The sequence below is a fragment of the Lonsdalea quercina genome (assembly GCF_900107885.1).
Classification (GTDB): domain Bacteria; phylum Pseudomonadota; class Gammaproteobacteria; order Enterobacterales; family Enterobacteriaceae; genus Lonsdalea; species Lonsdalea quercina.
In genome coordinates, this window is record NZ_FNQS01000004.1 from 247,886 (window position 1) to 264,189 (window position 16,304).

Here is a 16,304-nt window from a genome sequence, read left to right on the forward strand (position 1 = left end):
GATTAGACTCCCACCTTCCATGACAAGGTACGTAACAGGTCGGCGAATACGCCCGCCGCCGTCACGTCATTTCCTGCTCCGTAGCCGCGCAGCACCAGCGGCAGAGGTTGATAGTAGCGGCTGTAGAAGGCCAGGGCGTTTTCACCGTCCTTCACCTTGAACAGCGGGTCATTACCGCCCACCGCGCTGATGGCGACTTTGCATTTCCCGTCTTCAATCATACCGATATAACGTAGCACTTTCCCTTCATCGCGCGCCTTCAGTACTCGGCGTTCGAACTCGCCGTCCAGTTCCGGCAAGCGAGCCATAAAGGTCGCGACATCGCCAGACGCATCAAAACTGTCCGGCAATACGGATTCGACCAGAATATCGTCCAGCTCCAGTTCGTACCCCGCTTCGCGCGCTAGAATCAATAACTTGCGCGCAACGTCCATACCGGAAAGATCGTCACGCGGGTCCGGCTCGGTATACCCTTTTTCTTTCGCCAGCAGCGTGGCCTGCGACAGCGTCATACCTTCATCCAACTTGCCGAAGATGAAGGATAGCGACCCCGAAAGGATCCCGTTGAACTGGACCAGTTCGTCGCCCGCGTTGAGCAAGTTCTGCATGTTTTCAATGACGGGAAGACCGGCGCCCACGTTGGTGTCGTACAGGAACTTGCGGCGAGACGCAGCCGCCGCATCGCGCAGCTGATGGTAATAGCTCAAGCTGCCGGTGTTGGCTTTCTTGTTAGGCGTGACGACGTGGAAACCGTCTTTGAGGAAGTCCACATACTGATCGGCCACGGCCTGATTGGAGGTGCAGTCCACAATGACAGGATTCAGCAGGTGATACTCTTTCACCAGGCGGCTCAGCGTTTCCAGATTGAACGGCTCGCGGGCTTTCGCCAGATCGTCGCGCCAATGGTCCATCGAGATGCCGTTGATATTCGTCAACAGTGCTTTCGAGTTGGCGATGCCGCATACGCGCAGGTCGATGTGTTTCTGTTTGAGCCAAGGCTGTTGGCGATGAATCTGTTCTAAAAGAGCCCCGCCGACGCCGCCGACGCCAATCACGAAGACATCAATCACCTGCTCGGTGTTGAACAACATCTGATGGGCAACGCGCACGCCGATGGTGGCGACGTCATTGTTGACTACGGCGGAGATGGAGCGCTCGGAAGACCCCTGGGCAATCGCAACGATGTTGATGTTCGCGCTGGCCAGCGCGGTGAACAGACGCGCCGACAGGCCGCGCAGCGTGCGCATGCCATCGCCGACCACGGAGATGATAGCCAGACGCTGGATCACGTCGAGCGGGTCGAGCACGCCCTCTTTCAGCTCCAGATAGAATTCATTTTCCAGCGTTTTGCATGCGTGGCGCAGTTCATTCTGCGAAACGCAGAAGCTAATGCTGTACTCAGAAGAAGATTGCGTAATCAGCACGACGGAAATCCCTGAACGGGACATGGCGGCGAATACACGCGCCGCCATGCCGACCATGCCTTTCATCCCCGGGCCGGAGACGTTGATCATCGCCATATTGCTGAGGTTGGTGATGCCCTTCACCGGATATTGTTTGTCGGAACTGTCTAGCCCGATCAACGTGCCGGGAGCCTTGGGATTTTCAGTGTTTTTGATGAGGCAAGGTATCTGGAACTGGGCGATGGGAGCGATGGTGCGAGGGTGGAGAACTTTGGCGCCGAAGTAGGAGAGTTCCATGGCTTCCTGATACGACATGGACTTCAGTAACCTCGCGTCCGGTACCTGGCGAGGGTCACAGGTATAGACGCCGTCGACATCGGTCCAGATTTCGCAACACTCTGCGCGCAAACAGGCGGCGAGGACCGCAGCTGAATAATCGGAACCGTTGCGGCCCAGCACCACCAGTTCGACTTTCTCGTTACCGGCGGTAAAACCCGCCATCAGGATCACGTCGTTCTTGGGGATCGCCTGTTCATTGATGCGACGGGTCGACTCGGCGATATCGACGGTAGACTCCAGATAATTCCCCTGCGCCAGCAGTTTCTCGACCGGATTAATGACCGAAACCTGGTAGCCGCGCGCCTGGAACATGCCTTCCATGATAGCGATGGACAATTTTTCGCCGCGACAAATCATGGTGGCATTGACGCTATCCGGACACTGGCCCAGCAGAGAGATTCCGTGAAGTACCTGCTTGATCAGCGCCAATTCCTGATCGAGCAACGTGTTGAGACGTGCGTAAGGGAAACCCGGCTGCGTTTTTTCCAACCCGGACAACAGCGAAGAGAAAATCGTCTGTACTTCGGTAAAATGCGTCTCAGTGTCGTGTCCGGCAACGGTTTTTTCGATCATCGCAACCAGATGGTTGGTAATTTTTGCCGGGGCGGACAAGACGGTGGCAACCTGTCCCTGCCGAGCATTACTTTCAATAATGTCGGCAACGCGAATAAATCGTTCCGCATTAGCCACCGAAGTCCCGCCAAATTTCAACACTCGCATTTTTTTCTGTTCTCCTGAATTTCCGTCAACAAAAACGCCCACTGCATTCTTGATTGCCGCTTGTGGCAGGCAGGATTTCGCCTGCCATAAAAAAAAACCCGCACTGTGAAGTGCGGGCCTTTTTGGATTCTTCTTTACGCGTCAGCCCGCACCGCAATACATCGTATCGGTGATAGTAATAATCATCGTGGTAATCAGGCTAAATGGGCGCATGGAATAGTCGTATCTCGTTCGTAATCAACTTTTACTGGCCCTATTAGTTAGGGCAATCATACCGCTAAGTCAATGGATTTCTGTTTTTTAGCCGACATTCAGCGCACCGCCAAACAGACAGATAAACCAGTAAATTAATCAACCACCACAGATTGGTTTATGAAAAATAACTCAGTCTTATATTTGACTTCAAAAAACTTATTTCCCCTGATTTTCTTTCGGGAGAGCTTTTTCGATGTCGTGAAGGAGCATGTGTAACATCGCGGTATCCCGCTGTTCCAGCATGCCTAAGCGCTGATGCAACCAATCTTTGAGTTTGGCATCCTGTTCCGCCCCGATATCCACCAGCAAGCGATCCATACGCTGACGCAGCGCGTTCAACTGCCCCGCCTGCGCGATCGGCGCCTTCTCCGACCGCACATTCATCAGCGACGACAACTGATGACAGTACACCATGACCGCCTGGCCCAGGTTCAATGAAGGATAGTCCGCCTGCATCGGCACGCCGGTCAGGACATCGGCCAGCGCCAGCTCCTCGTTGGTCAGCCCGGAGTCTTCACGCCCAAACACCAGCGCGGCGGAAGAAACCCAGCTTCGTTTTTCTTCCATCACGCCCTGCAATTCAGCTGGCGTGCAGTAATAGTGATAACGCGCACGGCTGCGCGCCGTAGTGGCGACGGTAAAATCAACGTCAGCCAATGCCGCCGAAAGCGAGGGGAAGGACTCAACACCATCCAGAATATCTCCCGAGCCATGAGCGACCCAACGGGCGGCTGGCTCTAGATGCGCGCGGCTATCGACAATGCGCAGCCGAGTGAACCCCATGGTTTTCATTGCCCTCGCCGCTGCGCCCACATTCTCAGCCCGTGCCGGAGCTACTAAAATAATATGAAACTGCATGACTGCCCCTTTAGATACCGCATCGCCAAAACACCTTCCCCTTGCGCGCTAAACCGTGCAACGCGGGGGGTGAGAGACAATTTATCACGGATAGCAGAATGGAGATGACAAAGGCATGACTTGCGCGCCGCTGAAAGGCGTCAGCCAAACACTGTAAAAAGTGGGAGAATTCGTGCTTTCAACAAGAAAGCCGTAATAAGCGAAGGAATAAAGAGGGGGATGGAATTAGGAATTAAACATTACCGCAACACAAAAACAACAATAGTTTGCTTGTTTATTTCCACTGCATAGTCAACGTAATGAATTAACTGAAATGGCGCATCCAAAATAAAAAACCATGGGTATCACCCTATTACGGACACTTTCTGTCTTCGCTCGGGTGAAAAACTCCACAACTTTTTGGGCAAAACGATTCAACATGCCGCCAAAATGTGACTTCGATTGACATTTTCATATCTGTTTTTCACAAAAATTTTAACGTGCTACAATCAAATTTGATATATGTCAACAGAACCGTAAATTTGCTGGCTGGCGAAATCAGTGCTTACTGTTATGTTGCTGTTAATAAGGTTAAACTGTGCGCCACTTTTAAAATTTGAGGCCGAGTTTAGCGCCTCCACTCACCAGCCATTAAAACACTTTGCGGGTGAGGAAAAGTGCATCGAAACGCATTTACGTACTTGAGTCAGTTGGCGCGTGAGACGGTGAACATTATTTCTAGAGCGCCTGAAGAATCCAGACTTTTGTACTTCTCAAATTATCAGTTGGCAATTTAGGTAGCAAACATGCAGACCCCCCACATTCTTATTGTCGAAGACGAGTTAGTCACTCGCAATACCCTCAAAAGCATTTTCGAGGCCGAGGGATACATCGTTCACGAAGCCACCGATGGTGCTGAAATGCATCAGCTCCTGTCAGAGAACGATATCAACCTCGTGATTATGGATATTAATCTGCCGGGTAAAAACGGCCTGCTGCTGGCGCGCGAACTGCGTGAACAAGCCAGCGTGGCGCTGATGTTTCTCACGGGCCGTGATAACGAAGTCGACAAGATTCTGGGCCTGGAAATTGGCGCTGACGATTACATCACCAAGCCGTTTAACCCGCGTGAACTGACCATCCGAGCACGCAACCTGCTGTCTCGCACCATGAATCTGGGCGGCGGCACAGAAGAGCGCCGTCTGGTGGAAAGCTATCGTTTTAACGGCTGGGAGCTGGATATCAACAGCCGCTCGCTGATCAGCCCGAATGGCGAACAATACAAACTGCCGCGCAGCGAGTTCCGCGCCATGTTGCACTTCTGCGAAAACCCGGGAAAAATCCAGTCCCGAGCGGAACTGTTGAAGAAAATGACCGGCCGCGAGCTAAAGCCGCATGACCGCACGGTCGACGTCACTATCCGCCGCATCCGTAAACACTTTGAATCCACCGCCGATACGCCGGAAATCATCGCCACTATTCATGGCGAAGGTTACCGTTTCTGTGGTGATCTGGAAGAGTAACGGGTTGGGCAGACCGGAACGAAAGCCTCCGGTTTGCCCCTCTCTACGGCATTACTGCGTTTTTCCCCACGCCATTATAGGCACCGCGCTGAGCGCATTTTTGGGCGAACCGTCGATGACACGGTCAGAGTAAGTTAGATAGATCAACGCATTGCGTTTCTCATCGTAAAATCTCACTACCTGTAATTTTTTGAAAATTAACGAAGTGCGCTGTTGGAAAACCACGTTGCCCTTCCCTTTACTCTTCGTGATTTTCTCGCTCAACGTGATCGGCCCCACCTGTTGACACGAGATTGCCGCGTCAGCCGTATCTTCGGCCAACCCTAATCCCCCCTTGATCCCTCCCGTTTTAGCCCGGCTCAGATAGCAGGTAACGTTGGTGACATCCGGGTCGTCAAAAGCCTCCACCACAATTTTATGGTCGGGACCAAACAGCTTGAATACCGTATCTACAGAGCCCACCTCTTCAGCACTCGCTGAAACCGCAACGCTTAGAAAGAGTCCAAGACTCAACAATGACTTTTTGAACATTTTGCAATTTTCCTGATATGTAGCCATCACTCATGGCGTGTAGAGGTATTTTAAGAAAGCTTATTTTGCTTCACCGGCTGCGAATAGTCACTCTGCCGACGTGCGCCCTTGAGCCTTTACCTGAAATTCCTGGCAGTCGTAGATGAAAAAAGTTGCTATCATGCAGCGTCTTATAACCTTTATCGCTCTGAGTGTTCTATGAGGACGAGCTATGGATCAAGCCAGTATCATACATGACCTGCTTAACTGGCTGGAAGGTCACCTGGACCAGCCTTTGTCGCTGGACAAAGTCGCGGCAAAAGCGGGTTATTCGAAATGGCATCTGCAGAGAATGTTCAAGGACGTCACGGGCCATGCCATCGGCTCTTACATCCGTGCCCGACGTCTGACCAAAGCCGCCGTGGCACTATGCCTGACGAGCCGGCCCATTCTGGATATCGCTCTGCAATATCGTTTTGATTCTCAGCAAACCTTCACACGCGCGTTTAAGAAACAATTTTCCCAAACGCCGGCATCATACCGACGCTCGGATGACTGGAATACTCATGGCATTCAGGCTCCAATTCGACTGGGCGCTTTTACCATGCCTCAGCCTGAGTTCATCACACTGCCAGAAATAAAACTGGTAGGCCTGACGCAAATTTATAGCGGCACGTTGGAACAGCTGTGCCATTTCCGAATGGAGCTTAGGGTTCATTACTGGCGCCAGTATCTCGGTGACGCCAAGCAAATTCCAGACCGATTGTATGGATTGGCTCACTCTCGTCCGAGCAAAGACAAAGATGACGAGCATGAAGTGCTCTATACCACGGCGATGGAGCCAGATAACGTTCCGGAAGGCACTGCCCCAGGCGAATCCATCACCCTGCCGGGCGGCGAGTACGTGAAGTTCAACTATGAAGGCCCGAAAGATGATCTTCAGAACTTTATTGTCAGCCTGTATGACACCTGCCTGCCGACCCTCAAGCTGACCCGGCGCAAAGGGTCCGACATCGAGCGTTTCAAGCTGTCCGGCGGAGTGAGACCGGATGAAGCACCTGCGGTGATCTGCTGCGAATACTTCATCCCGGTGCGGCGCTAGCGCTGTAGTTCGTCCAGTGCCGGGGCATCCAGATGGGAAACGTCGCCGGCCGTCTCAACGACCCAACCAGAAGCCAGCCACGGACTCTGCTGGTGGTCAATACGGGACAGCGAACAATTACGCAAACGAAGTCGCCGCTCTGCCCAGGCAGGTAAACCCAGTAGCGTTCCGAGCAAACAACCCAGTGCAATACCGTGGCTCACCAGCAGAGGACGGCTACCGGGAGGCAGAGTCAGGCAAAACTCAAGCACCTTGTGCGTCCGCTCGGCCAATTCGGAGAGTGACTCCCCTTTAGGAATACGACCATCTCGTGTGCCATCCACAATTTGCTTGCGCCATCCTTCTTCCTCGCTATTAAGCGAGTCGATCAGACGCTCTTCCAGAACCCCCATGTTCAGCTCACGCAGGTTGGGTTCGAGCAGAATGGGGCAACCGCCGCAGCCCTCTGAAATGATTTCGGCCGTACGGCGCGTTCGGCCCAGATCACTGGCAATGATGTGGGTAATTCCCAGATTTTTTACCCGTTCCGCCACGCGATGAGCCTGCTGCTCGCCCACCGACGTCAGTTTGCTATCTGATTGCCCCTGGATGCGCCGCGCCACGTTCCATTCGGTTTCTCCGTGGCGAACAAGATATACCTGTAACATGATTGTTTTCCGTTATACTGCGTCAAATTAACGACTAGAGTAGAGAACATTATGTATTACGTTGTAGCGTCTACGACTAACCCGGCAAAAATCAACGCCGTAACTTTAGCATTTGCTGATGTTTTTGGTGCGGAAAATTGCCGCATTGAGGGAGTCGACGTAGACAGCGGCGTTCCACATCAGCCTTTGGGTTCCTCGGAAACACGTACGGGGGCAAGAAACCGCGTCATGATGGCCCGTCAGGTTCGTCCCGAGGCTGATTTCTGGGTCGGGGTCGAGGCCGGCATCGAAGACAACATGACTTTCGCCTGGATGGTTGTCGAGAACGCGACGATTCGGGGAGAGTCCCGTTCCGCCAGTTTGATGCTCCCAGAAGCGGTCCTGCTGGGGGTTCGCGAAGGCCGAGAGCTAGGCGAAGAAATGGCGCGCCTGAGCGGTATTGAAAACGTGAATCAAAAAGGCGGCGCGATTGGCGTGTTCACCAATGGTAAGCTGACACGGGCCAGCGTTTATCATCAGGCCTTACTACTGGCCTTGGTGCCGTTTCACAACACGTTGTTTCAACAGGCGGTTTCCAAGGCGTAAACCGTATCCCGTCGAACTCCCCTATTTTTTTTCCAGAAGCTGCGCTTCAAGCCAATTCTTCAAGTCGGGCGGTGCAGCTTTCAAACTATTCGACCCTCGCGTGATGGTTGCAATGCCGGCCCCTAATTCGTTTTTCAGCTCGCGCTGACTCAAGTCACCGCGCATCAACTCCTGAATAATACGCACCCGAGTTCCGAGCGCTGTACGTTCATCCGCCGTCAACAGCAACTGCAACAGCGGTAGCGCCAGGTCGTCCTTCACTGATTGCCTTAAAAGATCCAGAAAATAAGACCAGTTTTCATTGTCTTCTTCCGACAGTGCGGGATCGTAAGGAGATGGTGTCGTCATAGCCTTTTGCCATATCAAGAAACTAGTACGCAAGCATAACATGTTTTAAGAAACGAATTTACATCGTAAAACACCTTTGCATGCGTTATCTGGCCAAAGTAGCCACTTCCGACGACCTTGACCTGCAGCCAGTCTAATAGCGGTGCTGCCATTCGCTGTCCGTTAACACCGGCGAGTTATGTTTCAAGAAGTAGCGATAATACGCGTCATAAGCCAGCACATTTTTGACGTAATTCCGTGTTTCCGAAAACGGGATACTTTCCACAAACGCGACGGCGTCGATACGCCCGTTACTGTTTCCCAGCCAGGTATTGACCCGAGACGGCCCAGCGTTATACGCGGCAGACGCCAGAATGCGGTTTTGACCAAACGACTGGTAAACATACTCCAAATAGAGCGTACCCAACTCGATGTTGGTCTGCGGATCCATGAGCTGTGCACTATTGGAATAGCTCGCGACATCAAATTTTTTGGCAGTGTGCAACGCTGTCGCCGGCATCAATTGCATCAGACCTGACGCGCCCACGGCGGACTTCGCCTGAGAATTCCACGCGCTTTCCTGTCGCGCTATCGCCATCGCATAGCTTTGAGATATGTCTTTGCCCTGAGTCGCACGACGGAATTCATCGTTCCAGGCGAGCGGGAAACGTTCTTCCAGGTTGTCCCACATCTTGGCGATAATCGTGGCCTGAACGCTAAGATCGTACCAGCCTTGATCGAATGAAAAACGAGCCAGCGCCTCCTGTTGTAACCGCTCACGACTCGCCACCAGCCCTGACCACTCGGTGCGCGCCAGATTATCCATATGCCAGTACATCAGCTCACGAATACGCGCGACTTCAGCAAGTTGCTCCACCGTTCGATCGGGTTTGGCCGCCACCTTGATCGTTAAGGGATATTGGGTTTTCAGCTGCTGCGCTGCGATCATGGGATAGAAACCGCGGGCTTTCATCAATTCACGCAGCTGCGCTTCGCCTTCTGCACGTTGCCCATTTTCGATTGCCAGCCGAGCTCGCCAGTATCGCCACTCGTCCTTTTGCAATGTCTCGGCGGGCAGGCGCGCCAACCACACCGCCAGTCCACGTCGGTCGCCTTCTCCCAACGCCATTCGCACGCGACGTTCCAGCAAGGCGGTTGACTGACTACGTTGTATCACCGCATCACGCCATTCCGCCTGCTCGCCAGAGATCTCTTTCCCCATCAGACGCCATACCACGTCTTCTTCCATCTTGCTGCGCTCACTACTACTCAACCCCTGTAAACGCACGATAATGGGCAACATGGAACGCGCCTCATCAGGATCCTGACGGACAACGCGTTTAAACGCCGTCAGCGTGACTTTACGGCTGAAATCCGTCGGCCCGACGGTACGGGCGAAATGTTCCAGCGTCATCGGATCGCGTTGCAGCGCGCTCAACGCATCGGCGATGGTTTGATAGTCCGGCGGCAATTGCCGCACCAGATGCGCCACTAAACTACTACTACCCGAATCCATCGCCAGGAGGATACGTTCAAGAACCACCGAGGGCGTCAAAATTCCCGACTGCTGCCAGGACGTCAACAAATTGTCGCAGCTCGCCGGCAGCGAATGACCATTCAACCAGATATCTCGGTTCTGCTCCCATAAGCCCTGACGCTGCCCTGTGACCCATTTGGCATAAAGATAATTGCAGCGGGCGGCCATCGGTTTGGGCATTGACGGGCTGAACGCCAGCAATCCCCGCCAGTCCTCACGCCGTGCCAGCTCGTTAATAAAGCTGGTCTGCAAATTATGAGTGACGGGAAGTGTGGGATGCGACGCGATAAACTGCTTCACCTGAATGCTCGTCAGTTGCGTCAAATCCTGCGTCAGAGCACGATATTCCAAATAAGGATAAAGCGGGTAATCCCGCAGGGTAGGCATTAACTGCGCCACGGTATCCATCTGGTTCGCATCCCAGGCAGCCTTCACCTGCTGATAGCGTTCACGTTGACTGGTAAGGGAATCAGCCTGCGCGGCAATCGAAACTCCAGCCAGAGAAACTGCCACCAGGGCATAGCGCCAATACACCACTTTGAACATACTACGCTGACCTCATTCGTTATCGTTTATCTGCCCGCAGGCGCCCATGCTCCCAGCACCGATGAGCCTGTCTAACAGCCGTCAGGCTTGTCATATCCGCTAAGTGTGGCACATCCAGTAAGACAACGATACGCCAGCATGGAATATTCATCACTCGGAAAATTAACGGTATTTATGCCATTTCCGAGCAGGTTCCCAGTTATCAATGAAACTTTACTCTGTCGTTGCATCCTCTTGGAATCCGTTACGCACAGCAAACGTCCAAAACGCTTGATGGCTGGGATCGCTGGCTGAAAACAGCTAAACTTCTTCACAGTGAACTCATCGGCCGGATTAGCGAGCTATGCCCGCATCCGACCGATTCCCCTACGGTGCGACGAAACTGTCTGCCGCCGCACCAACATTGATAGAGAGAGGCTCAGAGCAACGTGGCTCAATACGTTTATACCATGCACCGCGTCGGCAAAATTGTTCCGCCGAAACGCCATATTCTGAAAGATATCTCCCTCAGCTTTTTCCCGGGCGCCAAGATCGGCGTACTTGGTCTGAACGGAGCCGGTAAATCAACACTGCTGCGCATCATGGCCGGAATTGATAAAGACATTGAAGGCGAGGCTCGTCCGCAGCCCGGCATCAAGATCGGCTATCTGCCGCAGGAGCCCCAGTTAAATCTGGAGCAGACCGTACGCGAAGCTATTGAAGAAGCGGTCGGTGAAGTCAAACAGGCGCTGAGTCGTCTGGACGAAGTCTACGCGGCCTATGCCGAGCCGGATGCGGACTTCGATAAACTCGCCAAAGAACAGGGCGAGCTTGAGGCGATCATCCAGGCGCATGATGGCCACAACCTCGACAATCAGCTGGAACGCGCGGCCGATGCGCTGCGTCTACCGCCGTGGGAGGCCAAAATCGGCAATCTCTCGGGTGGCGAACGTCGCCGTGTCGCCATTTGTCGGCTGCTGCTGGAAAAACCGGACATGCTGCTGCTGGATGAACCGACCAACCACTTGGATGCCGAATCCGTCGCGTGGCTGGAGCGCTTCCTCCACGATTATGAAGGCACGGTCGTGGCGATCACCCATGACCGTTACTTCCTCGACAATGTGGCAGGCTGGATTCTGGAACTTGACCGTGGCGAAGGGATCCCGTGGGAAGGCAACTACTCCTCTTGGCTGGAGCAAAAAGACCAGCGTCTGGCACAGGAAGCGTCTGCCGAAGCGGCACGTCGCAAGTCCATCGAGAAAGAACTGGAGTGGGTTCGACAAGGGGCTAAAGGCCGTCAGTCAAAAGGCAAAGCTCGTCTGGCTCGTTTTGAAGAACTCAACAGCGTTGAGTACCAGAAGCGTAATGAAACCAGCGAACTGTTTATCCCGGCCGGTCAGCGCCTCGGCGACAAGGTCCTGGAAGTGACTAACCTGCACAAGTCTTACGGCGATCGCGTCCTGATCGACAATCTCTCCTTCACTCTGCCAAAAGGCGCGATTGTGGGCATTATCGGCCCGAACGGCGCGGGTAAATCCACGCTGTTCCGTATGTTATCCGGTCAGGAACAGCCAGATAGCGGCGAAATCAGCCTGGGCGAAACCGTTCAATTGGCCTCCGTCGACCAGTTCCGCGATAACATGGATAATAGTAAAACCGTCTGGGAAGAAGTTTCCGGCGGTCAGGATATTATGCGCATCGGCAACTTCGAGCTGCCTAGCCGCGCCTATGTCGGCCGTTTCAACTTCAAAGGCGTGGATCAGGGCAAACGCATCGGCGAACTGTCGGGTGGTGAGCGCGGTCGTCTCCATCTGGCGAAGCTGCTTCAGGTCGGCGGCAACATGCTGCTGCTTGATGAACCGACCAACGACCTGGATATCGAAACCCTGCGAGCGTTAGAAAACGCCCTGCTGGAATTCCCAGGGTGCGCCATGGTTATCTCGCATGACCGCTGGTTCCTGGATCGTATCGCGACCCACATCATTGATTATCAGGATGAGGGCAAAGTCGAGTTCTTCGAAGGTAACTTCACCGAATACGAAGAGTACAAGAAGCGCACGCTGGGTGCGGAAGCGTTGGAGCCTCATCGCATTAAGTACAAAAAAATGGCGTAACGTTTTCGATGAAGTTTAAGTCATGAGGCTCGCCCCAGTGCGGGCCTCCTTTATAAGCCTCATCGGCTCCAAAATAGTTCTTCACGCATTGTTGACCGGGTTTGCTTACACCGTTCAGTAAACCGATTACGTACCTAACGGCACCGCTCCTCTAAACCCGACTCATCTCTTTTCCCTATGGATAGCTCGACATCAGTCTGGTCTGCATGGCTATCGACCATATCAATGAATATCAAAAGCGGCCCCTCCAGCGCGGCCCTCAGCTTCGCGACACATCGGACGAAGGCGACTCTGTCATTAGCCAGAAACAAGGGCGCTATCCACTGTGTTAAGTCTCTGACGCTTGTGGGAAGAAAACCTCGTGCTGCAACATGAAATCAATGAAACAAGCCAGCGCAGGCGAGTTCAATTTACGACTGGGATAGACAAGATACAGATCGTTCGGCTCCGCCTGCCATTGCGGCAACACCCTTACCAACGTTCTGGTGGCGATAGCTTCTCGACTCAAAAATTCGGGAAGAAGCGTAATGCCGCCATCGGCAATCGCACATGCGCGAGCGTAGAGCAAGTTGTCCGTGACATGAGAGCGCGGCAGCATACAGTGGTAGTACTCTTTTCCCCGATGCAGAACCCACTCGCTCCAGGCACGATGCGCGATGCAACTGTGCTCCTGTAGCTGACGCGGATGCGTCAGCGACGCAGCGCGTTCCAGATAACCGGTGGACGCCACCAGATAACGCGGCGTAAATCCCAGTGCTCGCCCTATCAGGGATGAATCCTGTGGTTTACCGGTGCGCAAGCCAATGTCAAACCCATCGGCGACCAAATCGATCACGTTATCCGATACCGACACTTCCAGCATGACCGCAGGAAAGCGCTGTTGAAACTCTGCTGTCAATCCCGCCAGCAGAGTAGCCCCCACGCCCGCCGGGCTGGTAATGCGTAAGCGACCACTCGGATTATCCCGCAGATGCTGGATCGTCAATTCCGCGCGCTCCTGCGCCTGCAGCATCTCCTGACAATGAATCAGATAGCGCTCGCCAGCGAACGTAAGGTTGATTTTACGCGTGGTGCGATTCATCAACCGCAGTCCCAGCCGCTGCTCTAACAGGCTGACGCGCTGACTCAGGCTCGACTTCGCCATGCCCGCCCGCTGTGCGGCTTGTGTGAAGCTACCGCTCTCAGCGACTAATGCGAACAGCGCCATATCTTTTAGTTGGTTAAACATAATTGTTCTTCTTTTTCGAACACTGCGTTATTTATTGTACATCTTATCAGCCTCCTTCTGTCGTTCTACACTGTGATCCACAGCTACATCGACTCCAATACCTTGCAGAATGGGAGAGTTCACTATGACAGCAACAGCGATCGCGGTTGATCCTAAACAACCGGAAAATTTTATTGAAATCACTCAGGACATCCCGTCTCCGGGCGACCACGATCTCTTGGTGGCCGTCAAAGCGGTTTCCATCAACCCCGTAGATACCAAAGTGCATGCGATGCTACGCGCCGACGGCCTGAAGACGCCGCGTACCCTGGGATGGGACGCGAGTGGCATCGTACTGAAGGTCGGCTCTGCGGTAACGGGGTTTCAGGAAGGCGATGAGGTCTGGTATGCCGGCGATATTACCCGCCCCGGCAGCAACAGCACTCATCAGTTAATCGACTCTCGCATTGTCGCGCATAAACCCAAAACGCTGGACTGGGCGGCGGCGGCGGCGCTGCCTCTGACCTCGCTGACCGCCTGGGAAGGACTGTTCGAACACCTGAAAATACAGGACGCGGAAGCCGGCAAGACGCTGCTGATTATCGGCGGCGCGGGCGGCGTAGGCTCCATGGCCATCTCCCTGGCCGCATTGCACAGCAAGGTGACCATTATCACCACGGCCTCCCGTCCGGACTCTGTCGAATGGTGTAAGCGGCGTGGCGCGCACCACGTAGTGAACTACCGTAATCTGGTGGATGAGGTCAAACAGCAAGGATTCGAGCAGGTGGATTACATCTTCTGCCTCAACGATACCGACGGTCACTGGGACGCCATAGGTCAGTTGATTGCGCCTTTGGGCCAAATCTGCACGATTGTAGAAAATGCGCATCCGCTGGACCAAACGCAGCTCAAGCTCAAAAGCGCCGCCTTGCATTGGGAGTTCATGTTTACCCGCAGCATGTACTCCACGCCAGACATGAGCCGACAGGGAGAAATATTGCAGCAGATCGCTCGTGACGTCGACGAAGGCAAACTGAAAGGAACCGCCAGCCAGGTGCTAAACGGATTAACGACGGAAACACTCGCCGCCGCGCATAAAACCGTATTGGAAGGGCATACTCAAGGCAAAATCGTCATCGACTGCCAGTAAAAAAACACAACCGGCCCTCACAGGGCCGGTTTTCTGACAGAGATAAAGACGATAATCAGTACAGCAGGCGGGCGCGAATGGTGCCCGGAATAGATTTCATCAACTGCAACGCGGTGTCAGCGCTGTCGGTGACCACGTCAATCACGACATAGCCAATATCAGCGCTGGTTTGCAGATACTGCGCGGCAATGTTGATGCCTTCGTTGGCAAAAATGGTGTTCAACTGCGTCATGATGCCTGGACGGTTTTCATGAATATGCAGCAGACGGCTGGCGCGGGCACTGTGGGTCGGCAAAGAGACTTCCGGGAAGTTCACCGCGGACAGCGTAGAGCCGTTGTCGGAATATTTCACCAGCTTGCTAGCCACTTCCCCACCGATGTTTTCCTGGGCTTCCTGGGTAGACCCCCCAATGTGCGGCGTCAGCAGCACATTATCAAATTCGCACAGAGGCGACAGGAACGGTTCTTTGTTGGAGGCCGGTTCTTGCGGAAAAACGTCGATCGCCGCACCGGACAGATGCTTGCTGCTCAAGGCTTCACACAGCGCGGGAATATCCACCACAGTACCGCGTGAGGCGTTAATCAGCATGGCGCCCGGCTTCATCTGAGCCAGTTCGTCAGCCGCGATCATGTTTTGTGTACTCTCGGTTTCCGGCACGTGCAGACTGACGATATCGCTCATTTTCAGTAGGTCGGACAGCTGATTAACCTGCTGCGCATTGCCCAGAGACAGTTTGCTTTCGATGTCATAGTAATAAACATGCATGCCCAGGCTTTCCGCCAGAATACCCAGCTGAGTACCGATGTGACCGTAGCCGATAATCCCGAGATTTTTTCCGCGGGCTTCGTAGCTGCCGATAGCCTGTTTGTGCCATTCGCCGCGGTGTGCCTTGGCATTAGCCCCTGGAACGCCGCGCAGCATCAGCAGCAGTTCGCCGATGACCAGCTCTGCGACGGAGCGGGTGTTGGAGAACGGCGCGTTAAAGACCGGGATACCGCGCTTGGTGGCGGACGGCAATTCAACCTGGTTGGTGCCGATGCAGAAGCACCCGACGGCAACCAGTTTCTCCGCCGCAGCGAAGATCTCTTCGGTCAGGTGCGTACGCGAACGAATGCCGACGAAGTGAGCGTCGCGAATCGACTCTTTCAGCGTTTCCGGATCCAGCGCGCCTTTATGGTATTCGATGTTGGTGTATCCGGCGGAACGCAGGTTATCGACCGCATTCTGGTGTACACCTTCTAATAACAGAAATTTAATCTTATCTTTTTCGAGTGATACCTTTGCCATTTCCCGACCTTATTTTTTCAGACTTCAGATGTGACGGTTTGCAAAACCATTGCCTGCAAACATAACAAAAATTACGCGGGCGGCAATACAAACGATTGCTTCCCGGCGCGAGGAAGCGGCACCGTAAAGCGACATTTGTGGCAAAAAATGCTGCTAAATAAGAAGCCGGCCCTATAGTGGCCGTGCCAAATAAGAAAAAGTGATATTAAGCACCAAAAATGCCGGGTAAAAAAAT

Annotated in this window: 14 protein-coding genes and 1 other annotated feature; of the genes, 5 read left to right on the top strand and 9 right to left on the bottom strand. The window is 53.7% G+C overall.

What is annotated here, in order from left to right:
- Positions 1-2: 2 nt before the first annotated feature.
- The 3 genes from thrA to BLU64_RS07975 form a co-directional block, all read right to left on the bottom strand.
- Positions 3-2,462: a bifunctional aspartate kinase/homoserine dehydrogenase I gene (gene thrA, locus BLU64_RS07970; protein ID WP_026741641.1), complete on the bottom strand. Its 2,460-nt coding sequence runs from the start codon at positions 2,460-2,462 to the stop codon at positions 3-5.
- 87 nt (positions 2,463-2,549) lie between these two features.
- Positions 2,550-2,668 (bottom strand) — a sequence feature (Thr leader region).
- The gene (thrL, locus tag BLU64_RS17870; RefSeq protein WP_139171492.1) at positions 2,604-2,675 is read right to left on the bottom strand and encodes a thr operon leader peptide; all 72 of its coding nucleotides are present in this window, start codon (positions 2,673-2,675) and stop codon (positions 2,604-2,606) included. Its footprint overlaps the feature before it by 65 nt.
- Before the next feature lie 198 nt (positions 2,676-2,873).
- Positions 2,874-3,575: a tRNA/rRNA methyltransferase gene (locus BLU64_RS07975; protein ID WP_026741640.1), complete on the bottom strand. Its 702-nt coding sequence runs from the start codon at positions 3,573-3,575 to the stop codon at positions 2,874-2,876.
- Between the two features lie 785 nt (positions 3,576-4,360).
- Here BLU64_RS07975 and arcA point away from each other — a divergent pair.
- The gene (arcA, locus tag BLU64_RS07980; protein WP_074728331.1) at positions 4,361-5,077 is read left to right on the top strand and encodes a two-component system response regulator ArcA; all 717 of its coding nucleotides are present in this window, start codon (positions 4,361-4,363) and stop codon (positions 5,075-5,077) included.
- Positions 5,078-5,128: 51 nt separating this feature from the next.
- On the opposite strand, the gene creA is transcribed toward arcA, so the two are convergent.
- Complete coding sequence (gene creA, locus BLU64_RS07985; protein WP_026739040.1) at positions 5,129-5,608, bottom strand: protein CreA; 480 nt, start codon at positions 5,606-5,608, stop codon at positions 5,129-5,131.
- Between the two features lie 211 nt (positions 5,609-5,819).
- On the opposite strand from creA, the gene robA reads away from it, so the two are divergent.
- Complete coding sequence (robA, locus tag BLU64_RS07990) at positions 5,820-6,689, top strand: MDR efflux pump AcrAB transcriptional activator RobA (protein WP_026741638.1); 870 nt, start codon at positions 5,820-5,822, stop codon at positions 6,687-6,689.
- Here the strand turns inward: robA and gpmB are convergent.
- Positions 6,686-7,336: a 2,3-diphosphoglycerate-dependent phosphoglycerate mutase GpmB gene (gpmB, locus tag BLU64_RS07995; RefSeq protein ID WP_026741637.1), complete on the bottom strand. Its 651-nt coding sequence runs from the start codon at positions 7,334-7,336 to the stop codon at positions 6,686-6,688. The two genes, robA and gpmB, sit on opposite strands and share 4 nt — an antisense overlap.
- 51 nt (positions 7,337-7,387) lie before the next feature.
- On the opposite strand from gpmB, the gene yjjX reads away from it, so the two are divergent.
- Positions 7,388-7,921, top strand: a complete 534-nt coding sequence (gene yjjX, locus BLU64_RS08000) for an inosine/xanthosine triphosphatase (RefSeq protein WP_026741636.1) — start codon at positions 7,388-7,390, stop codon at positions 7,919-7,921.
- Between the two features lie 21 nt (positions 7,922-7,942).
- On the opposite strand, the gene trpR is transcribed toward yjjX, so the two are convergent.
- Complete coding sequence (gene trpR / locus BLU64_RS08005; RefSeq protein WP_026741635.1) at positions 7,943-8,269, bottom strand: trp operon repressor; 327 nt, start codon at positions 8,267-8,269, stop codon at positions 7,943-7,945.
- A 133-nt stretch (positions 8,270-8,402) separates the two neighbouring features.
- Entirely contained in the window at positions 8,403-10,331 is a 1,929-nt protein-coding gene (gene sltY / locus BLU64_RS08010; RefSeq protein WP_074728333.1) for a murein transglycosylase, read from the bottom strand.
- 428 nt (positions 10,332-10,759) lie between these two features.
- On the opposite strand from sltY, the gene ettA reads away from it, so the two are divergent.
- Complete coding sequence (gene ettA, locus BLU64_RS08015) at positions 10,760-12,424, top strand: energy-dependent translational throttle protein EttA (protein ID WP_074728334.1); 1,665 nt, start codon at positions 10,760-10,762, stop codon at positions 12,422-12,424.
- A 328-nt stretch (positions 12,425-12,752) separates the two neighbouring features.
- On the opposite strand, the gene BLU64_RS08020 is transcribed toward ettA, so the two are convergent.
- On the bottom strand, positions 12,753-13,652 hold the full coding sequence (locus BLU64_RS08020; protein WP_026741632.1) for a LysR family transcriptional regulator: 900 nt from the start codon (positions 13,650-13,652) through the stop codon (positions 12,753-12,755).
- 124 nt (positions 13,653-13,776) lie between these two features.
- Here BLU64_RS08020 and BLU64_RS08025 point away from each other — a divergent pair, with 124 nt between their 5' ends.
- Complete coding sequence (locus BLU64_RS08025; protein ID WP_026741631.1) at positions 13,777-14,781, top strand: zinc-binding alcohol dehydrogenase family protein; 1,005 nt, start codon at positions 13,777-13,779, stop codon at positions 14,779-14,781.
- 55 nt (positions 14,782-14,836) lie between these two features.
- Here the strand turns inward: BLU64_RS08025 and serA are convergent, their stop codons facing one another.
- On the bottom strand, positions 14,837-16,069 hold the full coding sequence (serA, locus tag BLU64_RS08030; protein WP_026741630.1) for a phosphoglycerate dehydrogenase: 1,233 nt from the start codon (positions 16,067-16,069) through the stop codon (positions 14,837-14,839).
- Positions 16,070-16,304 lie beyond the last annotated feature (235 nt).

What these genes read in the sequence shown, in the direction of transcription:
- thrA (WP_026741641.1), bottom strand. Translation starts at nt 2,462, where the DNA reads ATGCGAGTGTTGAAATTTGGCGGGACTTCGGTGGCTAATGCGGAACGA.
- BLU64_RS07975 (WP_026741640.1), bottom strand. Translation starts at nt 3,575, where the DNA reads ATGCAGTTTCATATTATTTTAGTAGCTCCGGCACGGGCTGAGAATGTG.
- arcA (WP_074728331.1), top strand. Translation starts at nt 4,361, where the DNA reads ATGCAGACCCCCCACATTCTTATTGTCGAAGACGAGTTAGTCACTCGC.
- creA (WP_026739040.1), bottom strand. Translation starts at nt 5,608, where the DNA reads ATGTTCAAAAAGTCATTGTTGAGTCTTGGACTCTTTCTAAGCGTTGCG.
- robA (WP_026741638.1), top strand. Translation starts at nt 5,820, where the DNA reads ATGGATCAAGCCAGTATCATACATGACCTGCTTAACTGGCTGGAAGGT.
- gpmB (WP_026741637.1), bottom strand. Translation starts at nt 7,336, where the DNA reads ATGTTACAGGTATATCTTGTTCGCCACGGAGAAACCGAATGGAACGTG.
- yjjX (WP_026741636.1), top strand. Translation starts at nt 7,388, where the DNA reads ATGTATTACGTTGTAGCGTCTACGACTAACCCGGCAAAAATCAACGCC.
- trpR (WP_026741635.1), bottom strand. Translation starts at nt 8,269, where the DNA reads ATGACGACACCATCTCCTTACGATCCCGCACTGTCGGAAGAAGACAAT.
- sltY (WP_074728333.1), bottom strand. Translation starts at nt 10,331, where the DNA reads ATGTTCAAAGTGGTGTATTGGCGCTATGCCCTGGTGGCAGTTTCTCTG.
- BLU64_RS08020 (WP_026741632.1), bottom strand. Translation starts at nt 13,652, where the DNA reads ATGTTTAACCAACTAAAAGATATGGCGCTGTTCGCATTAGTCGCTGAG.
- BLU64_RS08025 (WP_026741631.1), top strand. Translation starts at nt 13,777, where the DNA reads ATGACAGCAACAGCGATCGCGGTTGATCCTAAACAACCGGAAAATTTT.
- serA (WP_026741630.1), bottom strand. Translation starts at nt 16,069, where the DNA reads ATGGCAAAGGTATCACTCGAAAAAGATAAGATTAAATTTCTGTTATTA.